Below are 21,576 nucleotides of genomic sequence, written 5' to 3' on the forward strand. Positions count from 1 at the left end.
GATCAGAGTTTCATTTTGGCAAGTGGAGTTACATCAAGTGATGAAAACTCTCCCTTGAGATATTTGTAATGAGCGGCTATGGCTATCATGGCCGCATTGTCTGTACAGTATTCGAATTTTGGAATGTACAGGTTCCATCCTTTTTTTAGCGCAAGAGCTGAAAGTGTCTCCCTCAAACCAGAATTCGCCGACACTCCACCTGCTATAGCAATTTCTTTTACTCCATATTCCTTTACTGCTGCCGTCAATTTGATAAGCAGCATTTCAATTAGAGAATATTGAATGCTTGCGCAAAGATCAGCCAAATTTTCATCAATGAAATTTGGATTCACTTTCAATTGATCCCGTAAGAAATATAAAACTGCGGTTTTGATCCCGCTAAAAGAATAATTCAATCCAGGCATTCTGGTGATAGGAAATACAAATGCTTTTGGGTTTCCCTGTTTGGCATAGCGGTCAATCAAAGGACCACCCGGATAGGGCAAACCGAGTAATTTTGCGGTTTTGTCAAAAGCCTCACCTACTGCATCATCTTGCGTCTCACCGATTACTGTCATTTCAAGATGATCTTTCACGAGTACCAACTGCGTATGTCCTCCGCTTACTGTCAAACAGATGAAAGGAAATTTAGGATTTGGTTCATCGATGAAATGAGCCAAAATATGCGCTTGCATATGATTTACTTCTATCAAAGGAATCCCTCGGGCATAAGCCAAAGCTTTTGCAAAACTAACTCCCACCAACAGCGAACCCATCAAACCAGGCCCACGGGTAAAAGCTATCGCACTGAGTTCATCTTTACTGATTCCTGAGGAAAAAATCGCCTCCTGAACCACTGGAACAAGGTTTTCCTGATGAGCACGTGAAGCCAACTCGGGAACTACGCCTCCGTATTTTTCATGTACTGATTGTGTCGCGACAATATTATTAAGTACTTTGCCGTCTTTAATAATTGAGGCTGAAGTCTCATCACAGGAAGACTCGATTGCTAGAATAACGATATTGTTGGTACCCATTGGAAAAGAACTCGAAAGTTACGGATTTTTTGCATAAAGCATTTCGGGTGATCGCGTGGACGATCTTTTCTCTTGTCATGCTTTTGATCAGCATTGCCCTCTGCCTGCAACTCACTTCCGTGCAGAATTGGGCTATTGACCGATTAACAAATTTTCTCAATAATAATTCTGAATTCCATACTGAGATTGGAAGAATAAAACTGAATTGGTGGGACTCCATTGAACTCAAAGGAGTGGAAATCACGGACCATCGTGATAGTACCATGATCTCAGCAGATGCGATTATCGCTGATTTCCAGATTACAACCTTACTTCCACCCGGATTCCCTAGCTTGGATTATGTTAGGATCGAAGCTGCCAAAATACACTTACTGACTCATTCCGGTGATTCTTCGATGAACATAAACAGGTGGATCGATGAACTCAACAATCGCTTTGGAGGAGGGGCTGCCGGAGGTGGAACTAGATTCGAAATTGGAGGAGTTGAATTGAGACGATCAGAGTTTTTCTTAGTCGATTACAATACAGAACCGATAACTGACGGTCTGGACTACAACAGGCTTAGATTTAAAGAAATAACCGCAAATGCTCAAAATTTCAGGATAAACGGAGATGAAATTGGGATTGATATCAAAATCCTGACAGGTATTGAAAGTAGTTCTGATTTTCAGATTCAAGAGCTCAAAACAAATTTCGTTTATGCGTCAGAGTTTATGGAGTTTGATCAACTCAGCCTAAAAACTAAGAATAGCTACCTCAAAGATTACCTGAGATTTCAATATGCTTCTCCTGCTTCTTTATCTAACTTTATAGATGATGTAGTCATTATAGCCAATCTGGAAGAATCAAAACTTGATTTGAGGGATCTCAAGCTATTTGCGCCAAGCCTTCCGAACATTAATGATGAGATTTTCCTTTCAGGCAAAATCACTGGACCAATCTCTGACATCAAATCCAATGAGTTTTTAATTCGTTTCGGAGCAAAGACAGCCATATTTGGAACTTTTGAACTTGATGGTCTACCGGATATTAAAAATACGTACATCAACCTTTCCTTAAAAAACTCAACAATACTTGCACGGGATCTTGCACCCTATTTACCGGCAGACATTGAGAAAGAGATCAATAAATTCAATAACATAAGAATCACTGCAGACTTTATTGGCTATTTAAACAGGTTTACCACAAATGGCGAATTCAAAACCAGTATAGGCGATATTTCAGGAAGAATAAATTATGATCTGATAAATGAGTTGCCCAGTATCGTATCAAAGATTTCTGTAGACAATCTGGACCTTGGGATAATATCTGAAAATCGCGATCTCCTTCAAAAGATAAGTCTCAGCGGAAATGTAAATGCAAATGGAAACACTCTAGAAAACCTCCTGCTCGATATCGATGCACAGATTTCGCAAATTGGGATCAAAAATTACAATTATACGGGTATCAATACGGATGCAACCTATGGCTTGGATCTCTTTAAAGGAAACTTGAGTATTGCCGATCCCAACTTGAAGCTCACGGCCACCGGGGAGGCAAATTTGAAAGGCGCAAACGACTCTATCAGATTAAATCTCAACATTGATACTGCTTTGGTCAGTAATCTCAACCTTTCTTCAAAATTAAACTTCATCAGTGGAAACCTGAACATCGATAGTAGGGGAATTAAAATTGATGATATCCAAGGAATAGCTAAAGTTCAAAATCTGAAAATCGGGTATGAGGACCGTTTTCTGGATATAGGAGATTTTTTCTTTCAATCCCTTTTTGCAGGTGGAACTCGAACACTCTCGCTCAACTCCGATTACATTGTTGCGGCCGCATCGGGTCAGTTTAACCTGGAGCAAATGGGAAGTGATCTCCAGATCTTATTTGACCAATATGCCTCCATTATTCTTAATGAGGAACAACCTATCGCTGACCTCGAGAAAAATTTCTCAGAAACATATAATCTGGATCTGAATTTAAAACTGATCGACATGAACCCGATCATCCAGTTATTTCAGCCGGATTGGAGCCTCTCCAAAAATACAATCTTAGAAGGTGCCTTTTATCAAACACCTGAAAACACAATTTTCAACTTATTCACCAGTATTGACACTTTAAGCTATCAGGGAAAGACAGCTTTTGCTACAAATATTGATTTCAACACTTCCAAATTGATCAATAGTGAGGATATTCTTGCCTCATTCTATGTTTTTTCAAAAAAACAACAACTCACCAATACTCTGGAATTTACCGATCTTGGTTTTGAGGGAATTTGGAATGAAAATCAAATGGAATTGGATTTTTCTTTGGATCAAGATTCTACCCAAAGTGCTGCGAGAATCAACGCAACTGCACAGTTTTCGACCGAAAACACCAAACTGACTTTTGCTCCTTCTTCATTGAAGGTATTAAATCAAGTCTGGCAGTTTGATTCTGAAAACCTTATTACGGTAGTTCCCGGCAAATTAACTTTTGAGAATGTCAAAGTATTAAGCGAAGATCAATTCATAGCCATTGAAGGCAAAATTGGAGAATCTCCTGATGATCAATTAAACCTAAGCATCCATAATGTAAATATTGATTTGCTCAACACACTTTTACCTCAAGATTTTGGGGGTCAGGCAAATGGAATCATGACCTTTGAACAATTGTACGCAGATCCACTTATTTCAGGAAATCTGACTTTGGATGACTTTTCCATCAATAAATTTCCAATCGGAAATCTAGAGGCAGATCTCAATATGGGACCGGAAGAGATTTTAATATCTCTAACCAACACTCTAAATGGGGCCAAATCAATCGATATTGACGGCTCCATCGGCTTAGCCGAACAAGATTTGGATATGAATGCCCGATTGACAGAAGCCAATTTGGTGATTTTTGAACCCTTCCTGTCCAATTATATTTCCGAACTGGGAGGTACCGTCACAGGCAATATTAAAATCGGAGGAACCACCGCCATTCCCGAACTTGATGGACGCGGTCGCATTAGTGATGGATTGGTAAAAGTAAACTACCTGAATACTTCCTATACCTTAAACGGAAGCATACTCTTCAAACCAACCCAAATCAGCTTACAAGAAGTCAGCTTACGAGATGAATTCAATAATATCGCAACTCTACAGGGAGGGCTGAACCATAAAGGGTTCCGGAATATTGTGCTAGATATAAGTTCCAGACTTACAGATTTTCACATTCTCAATACTACTGAGAAAAACTCGGATACATTCTATGGCTCAGCATTCGTGACAGGTACCGTGGATGTAAAAGGTACTACCTCTAACCTTGACATCAATGCAAATGCTGTCAGCAAGCCAAATACCCGTATTTATATTCCTTTGGGAAGTAGTTCTTCTCAAAGTCAGGAGGACTTTATTAACCTCATCAATATTCAAGACACAGTCCGAATTCAGAAAATCGCAGAAGATATCAATCGGTTAGACATTGAGAATATTCGAATGAACTTTGTCTTGGATATTAATCCAGATGCTTATGCTGAAATCATAATTGATCCGAAAACTGGTGAAGGCATTAGCGGTAGAGGATCTGGAGTACTGACTATGAATATCGATACTCAGGGCAATTTCAGTCTTACAGGTACTTATGAGATTTCAGAGGGAGAGTATAATTTCTCACTTTATAATGTGGTGAAGAAAAAATTCACAATTAGGCCTGGGGGAAGAATTACTTGGTATGGAGATCCTTATCAAGGCATTATGAATCTAACTGCAGAGTATACTGAAAATGTCTCCATACAGCCACTGCTCGCCTCCTCATCTGTCACAGATAACGAAACCACCTCGAGTAGACGATACCCCGTAGATGTAATCATGAACTTGAATGGAGAATTACTTTCTCCTGATATCACTTTCGGCTTTGATTTCTCTGAGTTCCCTCCGAGCGGAGATGTACAAACAACCATCTCTGCATTCCAAAACCGAATTGCTAACGATGAGCAAGAAATGAATCGGCAGGTATTCTCAGTTATTATGACCCGTGGTTTTTCGCCAGAGGGTCAGTTTAGCGGCACATCCACGATCACTTCCAGCTTGGGTCAATTACTTTCTTCCCAACTGAACAATTTTCTTGGACAGGTGGACAAAAACTTGGAGGTCAATTTTGATCTTGCCTCATTGGATCAGAGTACGTTAGAGACCTTCCAGCTAAGTGTAGCTTACACGTTTCTCGATGGCAGGCTACGCGTTTCTAGAGACGGGGGATTTACAGATAATCGAGGAAACGCTCAAGCGGCATCCATTATAGGGGACTGGCAGGCAGAATACCTGCTTACAGAAGATGGAGTTTATCGCATCAGGATTTTCAACCGAAACAATTTCAATACCTTCACCTCGCTTTCGCTCTCTAAAAATGTTGCGACTTATGGTGTTTCTTTATCCCAGAATATTTCTTTCAATTCTTTTTCAGAGCTTTTCAAAAAAATCACACAAGGAAAACAGGAGAGACTTCGAATCAACGATACCGATGACTTCTTGAGGTATAATTATGAAAATGGGGAAAAATGGAATCCAATTGATTTGGAACCGATCGAAAATCGGATGGATTCCCTTAACCGGATTCCTCCACCACCAATAGCAAAACCCGACTCTCTATCAAGAAAGAAAAACTTGAAACAATTCTGATGATTTCATCTTTTTTATAAAAAAAGTCAATGCAAAAAATTACACTATTCTGGTTTAGAAGAGACTTGAGACTGGAAGACAATACAGGTCTTTTTTATGCCCTACAGCAGGAGAATAATGTTCTTCCACTTTTTATTTTCGACAAAAATATTCTGGACAAACTGGAAGACAAAGCAGATGCTCGAGTAGAGTTTATCCATGATCAAATCAGAAATCTAAGCGAGAAGCTGAAATCAAAAGGCAGTTCCATTCTGGTGCGGTATGGTGATCCGGTAGAGGTTTATAAATCTTTGAGCAAAGAATACGAGCTTCAAGCTGTTTACACCAATAGAGATTACGAACCCTATGCTAAAGAACGAGACCAAGCTGTAGATAAACTATTGGGAGAGAAAGGAATCCCATTCCTCACTTTCAAAGATCAAATGATCTATGAACCTGGAGAGATCTTCAACGGTTCTGGAGAATTTTACAAAGTTTTCACTCCATTTAGCAGGGTTTGGCTCAGCAAGTTTAAGGAGGATAAAATCGAGCCGCTTCCTTCACTTAATTGGAAGAATCTGTACCAATGTGATCCGATGCCAATTATTTCCCTGCAAGAAATGGCTTTTGAAAATACGGATATTATAATTCCATCAAATACTGCAGATGAAGAGCTAATCAGGCACTACGATCAAAATCGGAATTTCCCGGCAATTAAAGGTACCTCTCGGCTTGGGATCCATCTGAGATTTGGAACAATTTCGATCCGAAAACTTGCACTAAAAGCAGCCCAACTCAATGATACTTATTTAAACGAATTGATCTGGCGCGAATTCTACATGATGATTCTGGCATTCAATCCACAGGTAGTAGATCAAGCTTTTAAGCCAGCTTATGATCAGATTCCATGGAGAAATAACGAAGCGGAATTTGAGGCATGGTGCAAAGGTGAAACAGGATATCCTATTGTCGACGCTGGGATGCGGGAATTAAATACCACTGGATTCATGCACAATCGAGTGAGAATGATCGTGGCTTCTTTTCTTACTAAACATTTATTGATCGATTGGAGATGGGGAGAAGCCTACTTTGCAAAAAAATTATTGGACTACGAATTGGCTTCCAATAATGGAGGCTGGCAATGGGCTGCAGGTACCGGTACAGACGCTCAGCCCTATTTTCGGGTCTTTAACCCTGAGTCACAGACCGAGAAATTTGACAAAGAACTTCGATACATCAAGCGATGGATTCCGGAATTTGGAAGCAATAAGTACCCAAAACCGATTGTAGATCATAAATTTGCAAGGCAGCGCGCAATCGACACCTATAAATCAGCACTTAACTCATGAATATCGGCGACCGAGTACGGCTTCTTCACGGAAATGAGGAAGGAATCATTCGAAAAATCAACTCCAGCGGAAGAATCGAAGTAGAGATCGAGGATGGATTTATTATTCCTGTTTTAAAATACGAGTTGGTTTTGGTGCATGAGACTGAAAAAAAGCACTTTGGATCAAAACCATTGGAAGATTTGCCCGTGGAAACTCCAGTTCCGATTTCGGCCCCGAAGGATCAAGGGCTTTACCTCGCTTTTCTCCCGATAAATGACCAAAGTCTGAGCCTTTATCTTATCAATGATAGCCATCAAGCTTATCTCGCACACGTATCTGAAGTATTTGGAAGCAATCACCGAACTCTTTTCGCGGATAAACTCCAAGCTGGCGATGCCAAAAAATTCGATGATCGACTCTTAAAAGAAATGGATGAATGGCCCGCCTTTCTCCTTAGGTTTATTCCGATTCAGTCCAAATTGGAAAAAGCAATACCTCCGTTTGAGCGCCAAATGCGAATGAAACCGACACAGTTTTTCAAGCATCTCAGCAAAGCTCCTCGATTGGATAAAAACACTTATCTATTTGCACTGGAGCAGACTACAAAGGAATTGGACATTCGCGCATTGAATGCTGACCTAAAGGAAATCGGAAGCAAATCAACTCCACTAGAAACCAAAAGACCTCCAAAATCTATCGACTTGCATATCGAACAATTGGTCTCTGATGCATCCAAAATGAGTAATTCCGAAATACTGAGAATACAGCTTGGCGTCTTCGAGAAAAACCTTGATCAAGCGATTGCTTCCGGAATGGACCAAATCACATTTATTCACGGTGTCGGAAACGGAGTGCTTCGAAAAGAAATCCACAGCCGCCTGAGTCAAGTCCAAAATATTAAGTACTTTCAGGATACACAAAAAGATAATTGGGGCTACGGTGCCACTCTTGTAAGAATCTCTTAATCCATGCGAGGAACTCTTTCTCCAGTTTTCCAGGTATTTGAGCAGCAGTTTTTTGAGGCGAAAGATCTATTTCTGATTTTGAGTAAACAGATCAAGTCAAAAAAGGCAATTGCCCTTTCCGGGAAAATGATTTTTTTGGAAATCTATGCAGAGCTTCTAGCCAAAGTACATTATCAAAAGGAAGGACTAGAGTTCGACATCTATTCCGATTTCAAAAAACTGAAAAAAAATCTTCAAAAAATTCACCATTTTAAACTGGTGGAAAAAAGGCTTAACGAACAAGAACTTCGGTCTGGACTTGTCTATGCTGGCTACCGCGACTTTCTTGATCGGCAAAAAAAACAGCTTTATATCCAAACCTTTGATATGGTAGTTAGCAGTACCTTGAAATCTTGGGAAGACTTCTACCTAAAATCAGAAAAGGCAAGTCGAGGCATCAAGCCACTGATGGTTAATACTGCTATCAATCAGATTATTCAAGAAGAACTGGAATATTTCACGATCGATGCCAAAGGTAAAATGGACAGCATGGTATTACGTGATATTTTTGAAGGCTTACGCAAGATTATCATTTTTGAAAATCTGTTAATCCATCTGGGTTTTAATCCCATTTTTATCTCCTCTATCCATATTGAAATCGAGGAATTAAAAGACAACCTCAAACCTTGGTACTCCAATCACCTTACGTTGCAATCCTTGTCTGGCTTTTTGGCTGAAAAACAGGATGTCTCCAAAAAGTATCTCAAATGGGCCAAGGATCTCAAAGAGGAAAAGAAAATGCTCTCGGTCCAAGCGGAGAACCAAGCTAAGTCTCTTTTCAGAAAAATCTTAAACTGACTCAGCAGTCACTAGCCAATAAAAAAACCGTTCGCTAATCACGAACGGTTTCATACTTATTTCTGGAAATTATTTAGATTTTTCCCAATGCATTTGCCAAATCCTTTTTCAAATCTTCAGCATCCTCCACTCCTACACTAAGACGGATCAAGGAGTCAACCAAGCCTACTTTTTCACGATCTTCTTTTGGAATACTTGCATGAGTCATAGTTGCAGGATGTCCACAGAGCGATTCCACTCCACCAAGAGATTCTGCCAAAGCGAAAAGTTCAAAACTCCCCAATACCTTCTTGGCATCTTCCAAACGATTCCCTACCAAAGAAAAAGAAATCATTCCTCCAAAATCACGCATTTGCTTCTTAGCTATCTCATGGTTTGGATGATCTTCGAATCCAGGCCAATAGACTTTAGCTACTTTAGGATGGTTTTTCAGATATGCTGCAATAGTTTTTCCATTTTGAGAATGACGTTCCATTCTTAAGTGAAGGGTTTTGATACCGCGAAGAACTAAGAAACAATCCTGAGGTCCTGGAACAGCACCACAAGCATTTTGAAGGAATACCAAACGGGAAGCAAGCTCATCATCATTCACAATCAATGCTCCCATGACTACATCTGAGTGACCTCCAAGATATTTTGTCACCGAATGCATCACAATATCAGCCCCAAGATCCAAGGGGTTTTGAAGATAAGGTGAAGCAAAAGTATTGTCCACCGCCAAAAGCAAGTTATGCACTTTGCTGATTTTTGCCATTCCGTCGAGGTCAATGATATTCATCATCGGATTGGTTGGCGTTTCCACCCAAATCATCTTTGTATTAGCATTGATATAAGGCTCGACACCAGAAGGATCACTCATTGGCACAAAGTGAAATTTAATCCCATAGCGCTCAAAAACCTTTGTGAAAAGCCGATAAGTCCCTCCGTAAAGGTCATTCGTAGTGATAATCTCATCTCCAGGATTAAATAATTTAACAACTGCATCGATTGCGCCTAGGCCTGAAGAAAAGCAAATCCCATGTTTACCATTTTCAATTGCCGCCAAGTTATTTTGAAGAGCGGTTCGAGTAGGGTTATGAGTTCTTGAATATTCATATCCTAAGTTATTCCCCGGAGATTTCTGTACATAGGTGGAAGTTTGAAAGATCGGAGTCATGATCGCACCAGTAGAAGCATCTGGCTCGACACCAGCATGAATGGCTTTAGTACCAAATTTCATTAGAATTGATTTTTAAGGTTATTTAAAGCTAGAGTTCTTGCTTTGGAGTTTTAAGCGGGTGTTAAAAGCAAGTCAACTCACCTATTAAGATCATAAGGATAAAAATCCTTTATTATTCAAAGATGACAAAAAAGGGAGGGATATTCAAAGATTTTAAAATGTTGGAAGTTAGCCTTTCTAAACTACCTCTCAGAAGAGTTGAGCGGCAAAGTAAAAGATGAATTCAAAATTCTCACACGATTATGTGCTTTGTTTACAATATCTGTAAATCACTCTTTCCTTACCTAAGCAAATACATCTTCCCATATCCCTTTTTGAATGCCTTGTCACCAGCAGTCGGTCTATGCTCCATGAATTGGCCATTTTTCCGAATAAGTACTCGATAGATATAAACTCCATTGGCAAGTTGGTCTCCATATTCATCCCTTCCATCCCAAGCATATTCGGTGATATTATTTCCGATTCGGATTGGTCCAAGTTCGTTTTGAAGAATCTCTCGTACCACTTTTCCAGTCACAGTCATAATCTGAATCTTAATTTCGTCAGGCACTTCCATCCCCGTCACTGTAAATACAAATCTCACACTGGTACTGAATGGATTGGGATAGGGATAGAAATTGGTAATCTGAGACTCATTGACAACTTCAAACTGGATCTCATAAGGCTGCTGAGAATCCTCATTAGTGATTCTCAAGGTATAAATCCCATCTTCCAATGGTCCTGGAATCAGTGAAACTTTAAAATCAGAATCCTCTGATGCAGGGGTCCATGTCAGATTAGGATTAGAAAAGTTGATTTTGGAGAAGTTGCAACTCTCACAGTTTTGCTTCAGAAAAATCTCCATTCCGAGTGTATCCTTTTTATAGATTAGAGTTTGATCATTTTTCAATAATGCTGTGATCAGCACATTTGGAGAGACAATGTCTCCATCCATAATGTAAACACCATCAAAATTCACATCCAGAAGCGAGGTCGAATTATCTCCTTCCACTATGAAATACGCCCCCATGTCCACTTGATTATTCCGGAAAGTCTGTTCCATTTGAATTCTTGGATTGGCAAAAATTTCCAACTCATTTTCACCCACTTTGCCTATGGAATTAAATTCTATGGTAAAATCAAATGATTCGCCGGCTTTCAGAGCTGGGAATTTCTTTGAAAAGCTTTCTACCTTTCGGCTAGTCACATTTGTCAATTCCCAATCCACCTGAATCGAATCCAGGAAATTATATCTGGAGACATTTTTGAACTGCAATTCTACTCTTCCATTTTGCCCCTCCTTCAATGCTACTTGCTCCCGAGCTGACTTCAAGATCAAAGCGCCTTCCGGAACCCCGTCAAAATTCACTTGCCATTTGTCTAATTGCGAAGGGGCGGTAGAATTAGGATCATCCATCGAATAGCGCAATCGCAAATAAGGATACATATTAGGAGCAATGAAAGAAAGATCAACCTCCGAATCCAAAACTTGTGGAATCAAAACATCTTCTTCCCCATTCTCCTTGACACCGATAATATCAAACCGAGTGTTCTCTTCCTCATTGATCCAAGTTCTTGCATTGACATTTTGGAAAAAACGCTCCCAGTTGGAAGCAGGTCCCACTCTTGGTGTCAAAATAGTGCCTGAAGTAAGATATCCAGTTAGATCGGTATTAAAGGAAAGTGTCTGCTGACGAGGTGGAGCTTCCAGATTTAAATTCCCCACGATCTCAATCGCCTCACCCGGTCGCATTCCTTTTCGACCGTAAAGAATATACGGATCACCATTTTTTAGAGCTCTTAATGTAGTTTCTGTCGCACCAAATTCTTTTAACTTCTCAATAGCTATGTCTGGCCAAGATTCGAAAGTGACGTTGCCCACAGAAAAAATCACTACATAATCTCCCTGTTTCACATTATTTACATAATCAATTAAAATCGTCTGACCCGGAGTGGTAATCCAGGAATTTTGAATGCTTTGAATCATCTGTGGAACACGACCGCAGGCTCTAGAATCAAGAATATCAAAACCTGGAACCGGAATCGCCAAGTATGGCAACAGGCTTTTCTGCTCGATCGCGACCAATCCTAAAGAACCATTTGGACAAAGTCTACTATTGGCATTGTTCACATTATCCAAAATCTGAGGAATCTGATTAAGATAAAATTGAGTGTTTCTAAAAGAAAGAGAATCTACCCCAGCACCCACTGTAAAAACCTCAACTCCAATTTTTTCTTCCAAATATTCCCATGATTTCTTTGCAGAATTGTATTCCAAATTTGTCAGCTGGCTTTTCTCCAATTGAGGTACTGTACGTTGAGTCCAACCGTTTGGAGCATTCGGGATTAAGGAGAACGAAGAGTTAGTCCAAGCATCTGTTTCACCCGGATTTGCTTCTTGAAATCTGGATCTCCAGTAAATCGTCAAACTATCACTTGTACTTGGGAGTGACACCAGCCATTCTGCAAGGCCTCTTGTGGTAATTCGAATCTCTTTCCGGAAAGCAGTATTAAAGGAGGCAGCACTATCCAACTGGAGAATAACCGTCCGATCCTCTATCGTTTTACCCGGAACTTGAGCCACTAAAGTCACCTCAGGTTGACTCACGATTCCGAAATCAGAGGGAGCTAAATTTAAAGTACCACTTAGAGGAATAAACTTGGTATAGCTAACTGCATTGTTTGCAAATGTCATTTCCTCCACTTCCTTTTCAGGGTTGACTTCTAGAAAAAAGATGTTTTCCCCTGCCGAATTCAAGCCATTGTTTGGAATGCTGAATTGAAGCGTATCTGCACGGGAGATGTATGGGATTCTCACCTCAGGATATGGAATCGAGGTTCCGTCAGGAAGCTGGCGGCTGATTTTATAAGAAATGGAATCCAAATCCACTCGGCCGATATTTCGAACTATAAATGATAATTTCAAACTATCTGAAAGCACAGACAATGGATCATCATCAAAACTATCTACAAAAACTTCTGTAGCATTCAGGCTATAATCTGCTTTGTCTGCCGGGAAAATCCGTAATCCAGGATCTCCAAACGTAATCATTTGCTCCATATGGGAGACATTCAGAGCTCCAGTACCAAAACGGTCAATATATTTCTTCTCTGCTTCCTTTTTCACTTCACCAAGTGTGCGATAGATCAAGGTGCTATCCGCAAAAGCAGTCTGATAAAAAATCTCAGAGTATCTTCTCAGATAAACATCCACGCCTATAGCAGAATTGGCAATCACGGCTGCCGCTCCCTTTTGTGGAGTAATCACCCAATCTTCTCCTTGGGAATAAGCTGACCCAAAAGCACTTCCGTAGTCACAGCCGTTGAAGAGCATTACAGGATATTTACTTCGGTTTTGATAATTCAATGTTGGATCTGAAGCAAAGCCAATTTCAATATCAATAATAGTCGGAGAGCCATGCCCAAAAAAAGTCACCATCGATCTACCTTCATTCAGATCACCTGTAATGTCAATCACCTCAATAGAAGAGTTAGACCGCTTTCGATAAGTTGTCACATTTGCACCAAAAAACGGAGCTTCTGCAATACTTTTAAACCCATTCAGCCAGTTGAAATATCGCTCCAGTTCAAACTCAGACACCCCTCCTCCCAAATGAATCATTTCCTTTTGCCAAGGTTCAGAAACTCCTACCGCATCCTTTTCGATTGCTTTTTCTAAGTAATCGGCAAGCTGCTGGGCATTTTTAGCGGGAATTCTCCCTACTCCCATTGCAGGTGAATCCGGATAAGCAGGATCCAGCCCAAGGGTATAAATATTATCAGAAAAAGGATATCCTCCAGGCGGAATCAGATCTTGAAAACCAAAAGCTGAAGGATTATTTCGATAAAAATAGGTCACGCCTCCGGCTCTGGCAGTGGAGTAAATTGCTAAAGATCGCCCAGCCAATAGCAAGTGCGTAGGCTTATGGACTGGATAATAAGATCTTAAAAATTCAAAAATCGCAACAGGCGAATTCTCTCCATAAGCAAACTGATTTACCAGATCCTCCATTCGCACAACCAAGGTGTCAAAACCTCCACCATTTGGAGAGGCACGGTGAGCTGCATAGGAAAGAATGGGATTTGGGTATTGAGTGCTTGGTTTTTCCAATTCGCGGTGACTGATGATGATGTAATTGGAAGGCTGAGCAAGTACATTTCTAAACTGTACAGATTCTGCAGCTTCAACAGTCACAATTGATTCCTGATTTTGAATCCAGATTTTACTTGAATCATTTTGCACTGCTGCCCGAAAAGCCAAATTCTGTCCTGAAGCAGTAAATCCTACTCGTATTGGATTTGTAGGATCCGAAATCTCCAACCCAAAATAACTACCAGTTAAGCTATTCAATTGAATTCGCTGATTCCCTGGAGGGAGAATAAATAATTCATCAGTGAAATTACCTGAGCGGACATTTTTTGGAAAAGTGATTTTGGCATATGCCACTGATACATTGTCCACATTTTCCGTACCTGAAGACTGAATCCCTATGACAATACTGCCATTTGGATTGAAATCTGAAATCGCAAGATCTATACTTAATGTAGGATAGCTATATCCTGAATAGGTAACCGAGGAAACCTGTCTTTGACTTGTAGCAGTCCTCCCCGCAAGAATCCGAGTGGTATGAACATTTGCCGATCTACCAACCAGACCTATTTCCAGTTTAGCTGTCCCTGAGTTTGGAAAAGCTCCTAATCCTGAAAAAGTAACCTGTCTTGTGGATCCTTTGGTAATAATGCTACTTACCCAGCCTTGTCCTTGGTCATATCTAGATAGCCTAAAATCAAATGCATAACCTATTCCAAGTGAATATTGCTCCGAAAAAACCTGGAGTTTTTCAGTCCTATATTGATTTAAAAGCGGTAAGTTATTTTCTGGCGAAGCACGTTCTGCCATTCTTTTTCCTGCCTGACCTGGAGTTACAGTTAAGAAAAAAGCAGTGGTATCGGTATGTGTATTGAAATAGGGATTTGGTAGGGAATCAAACTCAGTGTAAAGTAATTTATCAAGTGTCCCATCATTTCTAATTCCATAAAAATCGATATAATCTGCTGCATCAAATCTTCCGTCATTTCCTCCTTCGATATGGATCGCTACTTCTTTCCCCCTGTGGAAAAGCCGAAGTGAGGCTGGGTCTATCGTATTCAAATTCAACCCTGAGTTGGTCAATACTGAAGCAGGAATCCGGTGTATCCCGTTTGTGGCAGTTGGGATCTTGTAATAGGTTTGGTTATAGTTATACCATGGGGTCTGCTGTGCAACCGAAAGCCCAATCAGGAAAGTGAAAAAAGACAGAAAGAAAAATAGTTTTTTGTTCATTGACTTTCCCAACTTTTAAATTTCCTAAAGTCAGGAGCCAACCTCTCCAAACTTACTTTAACACTAAATACATGTGAATAAGGTGTTTCCGACACATTCCCAATATCAGACAAGGCATAATCAATCTGAAATCGCTCACTCAAGAAAACTCCAATTCCCATACTGGGCTGAAAATTCAAACTTTTTGTCCCATCAAAATCTTTGATGTACTGAAAATTCCCAACTCCGGCGCGGAGAAATGCGATATTCTGGAAACCAGCTTCTAATCCGAATTTAGGGTCAATACTTACAAACTCGGAACTGATCAAGGTATTTCGATTACCGTCAAAAGTCATATCCAAGTCTAGGGCTGTAAGCAAGCTAAAATCTGAGCCCAATTTCCAATTATAAGAAATACTTGAAATGGCTCTCGGCAAGGTGAGCTCCACCGAATTAATAGGAATCTCATTATTCGTCTGAGCATAAATGTCACGGACTAGCTCGGCATTATGAGACCAAGCATTGAATGTCGTAGTTATATCTCGCACCATCAACCCAACAGTCAGTTTCTTATGGATATACAATCCACCAAGATCGAGTCCAAAACCCCATGCTTGGGCAAATTTCCCAACATTTCGGTGAATCACTTTTACATTGGCTCCAACCTTGAAATGATCTGAGAGATCTCGTGCATAGCTTAAAAGCAAAGCATAATCAGCAGCATTGAAAAACTGAATATTATTATAATTCAATGCACCATTGGCATCGTAAAGGAATCGGGTATCCGGAATATCATCCACTCCAAATCGAATCAGCGAAACCGCAACCTGACTTTCTCCTTTGATGGGAGTAGAAAATCCCAAGTAATCATATTGCGCAACTCCTGCAAAATACTCTGAGTGCATCAAGCTGAATTCATACTTATTTTGAATCCCCATCAGAGCGGCAGGATTCCAATATGCAGCTGTCACATCTCTTACTGCTGAGACTTGTGCTCCTCCCATTCCCAGTGCCCTTGCTCCTACTCCTATTGCCAGAAATTCATTGGAATATTTTGGGGCCAAATCTTGACTGAAAACCGGATTCGCTCCATTCCAGAATACTGGAATGAGCAATATAAAAATAAGGAAACCAAGACTTCTGCTTTTCACAGTTCCAAAATAAACCAAAATCATTCAGCTAAATAAATGATGAATGAAAATCTTCTTAATTAATCAGACATCTGTACGCTTCCGTACATAAAAATGTACGCATTTTAACAAGCAATTAACCTCCGGCGCTTTTGAAAAAATATATCCAATTTATTTTTCAATAAATATCAAAATCAAAAAAGCGCCCTCAAGTCAAATAAACAAAGGTTTTTTGTAGCAAGGAATTCTAAACTCACTCTATATCGCAAGGAATTAGGTTATACAAGGTAGCCACAGAAAGATTGGTATCATTTTTCTTAAAGTTGGTGCATGGGAATACGAGATTCCTATCAATTAATAAATAATCACCTCACCATGAATGTTGCCAATACACAGATCCAAATGCGCAAAGGGCTCCTTGAATTTTGCGTTTTGCATATTATCTCCCGAGGCGAGGTTTACACTTCAGATCTGATCGATGAATTGACACTTGCTCAAATGATCGTCGTCGAAGGAACACTGTATCCCTTACTCAACAGATTGAAGTCCGCTTCGCTGGTTGAATACCGATGGGTAGAATCTGAATCCGGACCACCTCGGAAATACTATTCGATTACGGAGGAAGGAAAAGACTTTCTCAGTACGCTGTCGGAGACTTGGTCTTCGCTGGTCAATTCTACCCTAGCCATCACTACAAAGAATTGAAATAAGAAATTCGATGATAAGGAATGAAAGAATAGCTTACCAAACAGCTTGGTCATTTCACCCGAAGAAAAAAAATGAAACACATATGAAATCGAGCATGACTCAAAAGTCACAGAGCATAATGATTATCAACCATGCGAGATTCCATATGGCTATTAAAAAGAAGTTATAATCATATGAAAAAGACGATAAGCATAAACATCAGTGGGATTCTCTTCCACATCGAAGAAGATGGATACGATCAGCTCCGAAAATATCTCGATGCGATCAACAACCATTTTTCTTCCTATTCTGATAATCAGGAGATTATTTCCGATATCGAAAATCGGATCGCCGAAATCTTCTTGAGTAATCTGAAAAACAACAAGCAAGTCATCTCTGCTGAAAATGTCGAAAAACTCATTGAGAAAATGGGGACAATCGCAGATTTTGCAGCTATAGAAGATGAAAAGTCGGATGAAAAGATCAATGTTGATTCTGAAGAGAAAGACGAAGATTATTACAAATACGTCACTCCTCCTAACGCTGAAAAAGGCGGGTATAAAAAACTAGTCCGACTTGAAAACAAAAAAATCCTTGGAGGTGTCTGTGCAGGTTTTGCACATTATTTCGCGATAGACCCTCTTTGGACTAGGCTTATTGCAATCCTTTTACTCTTTAGCGGTAATCTAAAGTTCAATTTCGGGCCACTCGATATTCTTCCTTTTGATGATTTTAGATTAAACCTCAGCTTCGGGGTGTTTGCCGCAATCGCATACATCGTGCTTTGGATCATACTTCCAGTTTCTTACGAGATCAGTGAGGATAAAAACATCAAAAAACTCTATCGAAACCCAGATGATAAAGTATTGGGAGGGGTAGCCAGTGGACTTTCAGCCTATTTTAATTTTGAAGTAATCTACATTCGTTTGGCTTTTGTACTCCTGATTGCAGCTGGAGGATCCGGGTTTCTGATCTATTTGATTTTATGGATTATTACTCCGGTTGCCAGCTCTATTACAGAGCGAATTCGGATGAAAGGTGGGGAAATAACCTTGGATAATATAGACTCAACTTTGAAAGAAAATCTGAATCCAGGACCAATCATGCCCGAATCGAAGACCAAAGCGATTCTCTTGACACCTTTCCGAATAATCGGTCAAGTCATTGAAGCAATTGGAAGTGCTTTGGGTCCACTAGGTAGATTTTTCTTGAATGTAGTTCGCGTGATTTTTGGACTCATAGTCTTCCTTTTGGGACTTTCTATCACTGTAGCTCCAATTATTGCTCTTATGGTCTACTTTGGGTTGTTTACAAATGACGACTTTGTGGTCCTGATGGCTGAGTTCCCATTCGAGCTCTTCAACAATCTCATTCCGGTCTGGCTTGTGATAAGTGCATCATTTCTTTTGATTATCCCAGGCATTATCATCATCATGCTAGGATTGAGCGTGCTTTCACAAAAAAATCTGATTGGTGGAAGATTTGGCTTAGTCGCTCTTGGACTCTGGTTACTTTGCGTGGGGATCTGTGCATTTCAAATCCCGGGTATAGTGGTTCAGTTTAAAGAAGAAAACTGGTATAAAACCGAAGAGATCATCCCTATAAAAGGTGAAACGATGATTCTTCAACTAAATCCAATAGGTGAGGAAGCAAATTTCAATCAAATTACCCTTAGACTTGAAGGGTCTCCTGATAGCGCTGTAGTACTTCGAGAGGAGTTTTTCTCCAGAGGAAAAACCAAAGCTGAAGCAATGGAAAATGCAAAGTCTCTAGCATATCAATTCACAGTTCTTGATTCTTTGGTCACTTTTGATGAAGGATTTGATTTAAATTCTATGACTACATTCCGTGGTCAGCGAGTCAATCTAATCTTAGAGATTCCTTATGAAAAGCCATTTATCATGGAGCGCTCACTGTTGGAAATCCTTCGTAACACAATCTATAAAAATGGATACAGATCTTCCGATCTTTCAGAAACCACGATTTGGAAATTCAACGAAAAAGGATTGGTTTGCCTGAATTGTGAACGAGAAATGGAAGAAATAGAGGAGGAAAGTGAAACCATTGATTCTACTGCTTTCTACAAAAAAAAGCTGGACAGTCTCAGTAAAGTACCCTTTCAAGATTCGACTTCCACAAATCAATAAGTAAGAAGCGCTCAGAAGAGCGCTTTTTTTTTGTAACTTCTTGCCGAACTCAAAAAAAAATATGGACGTAACTGTAAAGTTTTTAGGTGGGGCAAGTACTGTTACTGGATCTCGCTATTTAATTGATATTGGTAAGTTTGAATTCTTAGTGGATTGTGGCCTTTTTCAAGGCAGAAGAGAACTTCGGGAGCGGAACTGGGACAAATTCCCTATGCCTCTTGGTGAAATGGAAGCTATAGTACTGACTCATGCCCACTTAGATCATATCGGCAGCCTGCCTAGGATTGTGAAGCAAGGATTCAAAGGACCTATCTATTGCACAGAGGCTACAGCAGAGCTTGCTAAAATACTATTAATGGATTCGGGTAAACTACAGGAGGAAGAAGCCGAGTATGCGAGAAAGAAAGGCTATTCCAGGCATGGTGACCCTCAGCCACTCTACACTCAAGAGGACGCCGAGGCTGTATTTCCCATGTTAGTTCCGAAGCCTTTCGAAAAAACTTTTTCAATTCATGATTCTGTATCGGTAACCTTTTATCATGCAGGCCATATTCTTGGCGCTTCTTCAGTTAAAATTAAAATTAAGGGTGATTCTCAAACCAAAACTTTGGTGTTTTCAGGAGATCTGGGAAGGTACCACGACCCGATTCTTTTCCCTCCGACTTTGATCCCAAAAGCAGATGTTATCTGGATAGAGTCTACTTATGGGGATCGTAATCAACCTCCCGTAAAGCCTTCTGAGGAGCTGGCAGTTGCAATTTTAGACACATTTGACCGAGGTGGTCTCGTGATTATACCTGCATTTTCCGTAGGCAGAACCCAATTGGTCCTGTATTATTTATTCCACCTTATGGAGAAAGGAAGAATTCCTAAGGTTCCTATTTTTCTTGATTCTCCGATGGCGATTAATGCAACAAAGCTCTATCAGGATTTTCATCAAGACCACAAATTAAATGCAGTATTAGAGGAAGAAGACCATCATCCTTTTAAACACCCACAACTTCATTATTATCAAAAGCAGGAGCAATCCAAATCTCTAAATGAATTCAGGGGAAATGCGATCATACTCTCTGCAAGTGGTATGGCAACTGGAGGACGAGTAGTCCACCACTTATATAATCGTCTACCTTATGAGCAAAATGGAGTGATTTTCGTAGGGTTCCAAGCCGAAGGAACTAGAGGTAGAAGATTAATCGACGGAGAGCCACAGATTCAGATTTATGGAAATGCTGTACAAGTAAAAGCTAAAATCTACAGTATCGATGGACTTTCTGCCCATGCAGATCAAGACGAACTCATGGAATGGGCCGAAGGATTTGTAGAAAAGCCTAAAGTTGCCTTTGTTGTTCACGGAGAAGAAGAAGCTTCTGCCGTTTTAGCCAAGAAGCTCCATGAAGAGCTAGGCTGGAATACTGTAATTCCAAATTATCTGGAATCCGTTTTGTTATTTAGTGGAATATGAAATCGAGCATGACCCAAAGCGACACGCGGAGTTATGGTTTTAATGCTTGCTAAGATTCTCCCGATTCTCGGGACAGGCTATGTGGCTTTTAAAAATCAAATTATAAACAGATGAAATCGAGCATGACGATAACGACACACAGTGGGATGTCCCGATGGCTATCTGGATCGAAATGCGAGATTCCATGTGGCCAAATAGAAAAATTATAAACACATGAAATGCCCATGAGAAAAGTTCTCACTCAGGGGAATGATTATCCAGGGCATTCCATATGGCCTTTAAAAAAGAAATTATAATCATATGAAAAATATAATAAACTCTGTTTTCTCTTCCGGCATTTTTGTTATTCTCATTGGCTTGACCTTCAGCCAGTGTAAATCCCAAAAAAGCGAAAGTCAGGGTATAATGGGAAAAGTAACTTGGCTGGAAGGGAATCAAATGCCTACCATCAAATCAGAAAAAGATTCAAGTAGTACTTCTGTCAATCCAAAGGGAACACCAGTAAAACGTACTTTAAAAATCTACCCCCTTACCAATTTGATGGACGTCAAAGAACAAAATGGACTGTTTACTTCTATTGCAGGAGAAGCTATTGTAAGTTTTGAAAGTGATGAAACAGGAAGTTATTCAATTGAATTAAGTCCAGGAAAGTACTCTATTTTCACGGTCGAAGAGGAAGGGCTTTTTGCAAATAGCTTTGATGGCGAAGGCAACATTCAGCCTATTCAGATCAAAAAAGGAGAGTGGTTGAAGAAAGATATTGTAATCAACTACAAAGCATATTTTTAAGAAAAGGCCGAAAAAAGGAAAATATCATCAATAGCGACACAATAAAAATAAATATTTAAACACCTATTTTTCAATAGATTATAAACTTACATTGATTTCAAAATC

General features: G+C 39.9%; 12 protein-coding genes. 8 read left to right on the plus strand and 4 right to left on the minus strand.

Annotated elements, in window-relative coordinates; translation table 11 throughout:
* Positions 1-2: 2 nt before the first annotated feature.
* Positions 3-1,016 (minus strand): tRNA (adenosine(37)-N6)-threonylcarbamoyltransferase complex transferase subunit TsaD, encoded by a 1,014-nt coding sequence (tsaD, locus tag BVC88_RS19800; protein WP_075352473.1) that lies wholly within the window; start codon positions 1,014-1,016, stop codon positions 3-5.
* Between the two features lie 29 nt (positions 1,017-1,045).
* Here tsaD and BVC88_RS19805 point away from each other — a divergent pair, with 29 nt between their 5' ends.
* Genes BVC88_RS19805 through BVC88_RS19820 form a run of 4 tightly spaced genes read left to right on the plus strand, consistent with a single transcriptional unit; the run spans position 1,046 to position 8,756 of the window.
* A complete protein-coding gene (locus tag BVC88_RS19805) occupies positions 1,046-5,644 on the plus strand; it encodes a translocation/assembly module TamB domain-containing protein (RefSeq protein WP_245803689.1) in 4,599 nt (1,532 codons plus the stop codon).
* Positions 5,645-5,673: 29 nt separating this feature from the next.
* A complete protein-coding gene (locus tag BVC88_RS19810) occupies positions 5,674-6,972 on the plus strand; it encodes a cryptochrome/photolyase family protein (RefSeq protein ID WP_075352475.1) in 1,299 nt (432 codons plus the stop codon).
* Positions 6,969-7,919: a Smr/MutS family protein gene (locus BVC88_RS19815; RefSeq protein ID WP_075352476.1), complete on the plus strand. Its 951-nt coding sequence runs from the start codon at positions 6,969-6,971 to the stop codon at positions 7,917-7,919. The genes BVC88_RS19810 and BVC88_RS19815 overlap by 4 nt, the downstream gene beginning before the upstream one ends.
* 3 nt (positions 7,920-7,922) lie before the next feature.
* Positions 7,923-8,756, plus strand: coding sequence for a hypothetical protein (locus BVC88_RS19820; RefSeq protein ID WP_075352477.1), 834 nt, complete (start codon positions 7,923-7,925; stop codon positions 8,754-8,756).
* Positions 8,757-8,829: 73 nt separating this feature from the next.
* Here the strand turns inward: BVC88_RS19820 and BVC88_RS19825 are convergent, their stop codons facing one another.
* The 3 genes from BVC88_RS19825 to BVC88_RS19835 all read right to left on the minus strand — a co-directional run bounded on the left by BVC88_RS19825 (position 8,830) and on the right by BVC88_RS19835 (position 16,431).
* Complete coding sequence (locus BVC88_RS19825; RefSeq protein ID WP_075352478.1) at positions 8,830-9,975, minus strand: cystathionine gamma-synthase; 1,146 nt, start codon at positions 9,973-9,975, stop codon at positions 8,830-8,832.
* A gap of 280 nt (positions 9,976-10,255) precedes the next feature.
* Positions 10,256-15,277 (minus strand): putative type IX secretion system sortase PorU2, encoded by a 5,022-nt coding sequence (gene porU2, locus BVC88_RS19830; RefSeq protein ID WP_075352479.1) that lies wholly within the window; start codon positions 15,275-15,277, stop codon positions 10,256-10,258.
* On the minus strand, positions 15,274-16,431 hold the full coding sequence (locus tag BVC88_RS19835) for a putative type IX sorting system protein PorV2 (protein WP_075352480.1): 1,158 nt from the start codon (positions 16,429-16,431) through the stop codon (positions 15,274-15,276). The genes porU2 and BVC88_RS19835 overlap by 4 nt, the downstream gene beginning before the upstream one ends.
* A 330-nt stretch (positions 16,432-16,761) precedes the next feature.
* Between BVC88_RS19835 and BVC88_RS19840 the strand changes: the two genes are divergently transcribed.
* From BVC88_RS19840 to BVC88_RS19855, 4 genes are all read left to right on the plus strand, one after another.
* On the plus strand, positions 16,762-17,091 hold the full coding sequence (locus tag BVC88_RS19840; protein WP_075352496.1) for a PadR family transcriptional regulator: 330 nt from the start codon (positions 16,762-16,764) through the stop codon (positions 17,089-17,091).
* Positions 17,092-17,267: 176 nt separating this feature from the next.
* A complete protein-coding gene (locus tag BVC88_RS19845; protein WP_075352481.1) occupies positions 17,268-19,220 on the plus strand; it encodes a PspC domain-containing protein in 1,953 nt (650 codons plus the stop codon).
* Positions 19,221-19,281: 61 nt separating this feature from the next.
* Entirely contained in the window at positions 19,282-20,682 is a 1,401-nt protein-coding gene (locus BVC88_RS19850) for an MBL fold metallo-hydrolase RNA specificity domain-containing protein (protein WP_075352482.1), read from the plus strand.
* 300 nt (positions 20,683-20,982) lie between these two features.
* Positions 20,983-21,471, plus strand: coding sequence for a hypothetical protein (locus BVC88_RS19855; protein WP_075352483.1), 489 nt, complete (start codon positions 20,983-20,985; stop codon positions 21,469-21,471).
* Positions 21,472-21,576 lie beyond the last annotated feature (105 nt).

Source organism: Algoriphagus marinus, from assembly GCF_001936475.1.
GTDB lineage: Bacteria > Bacteroidota > Bacteroidia > Cytophagales > Cyclobacteriaceae > Algoriphagus > Algoriphagus marinus.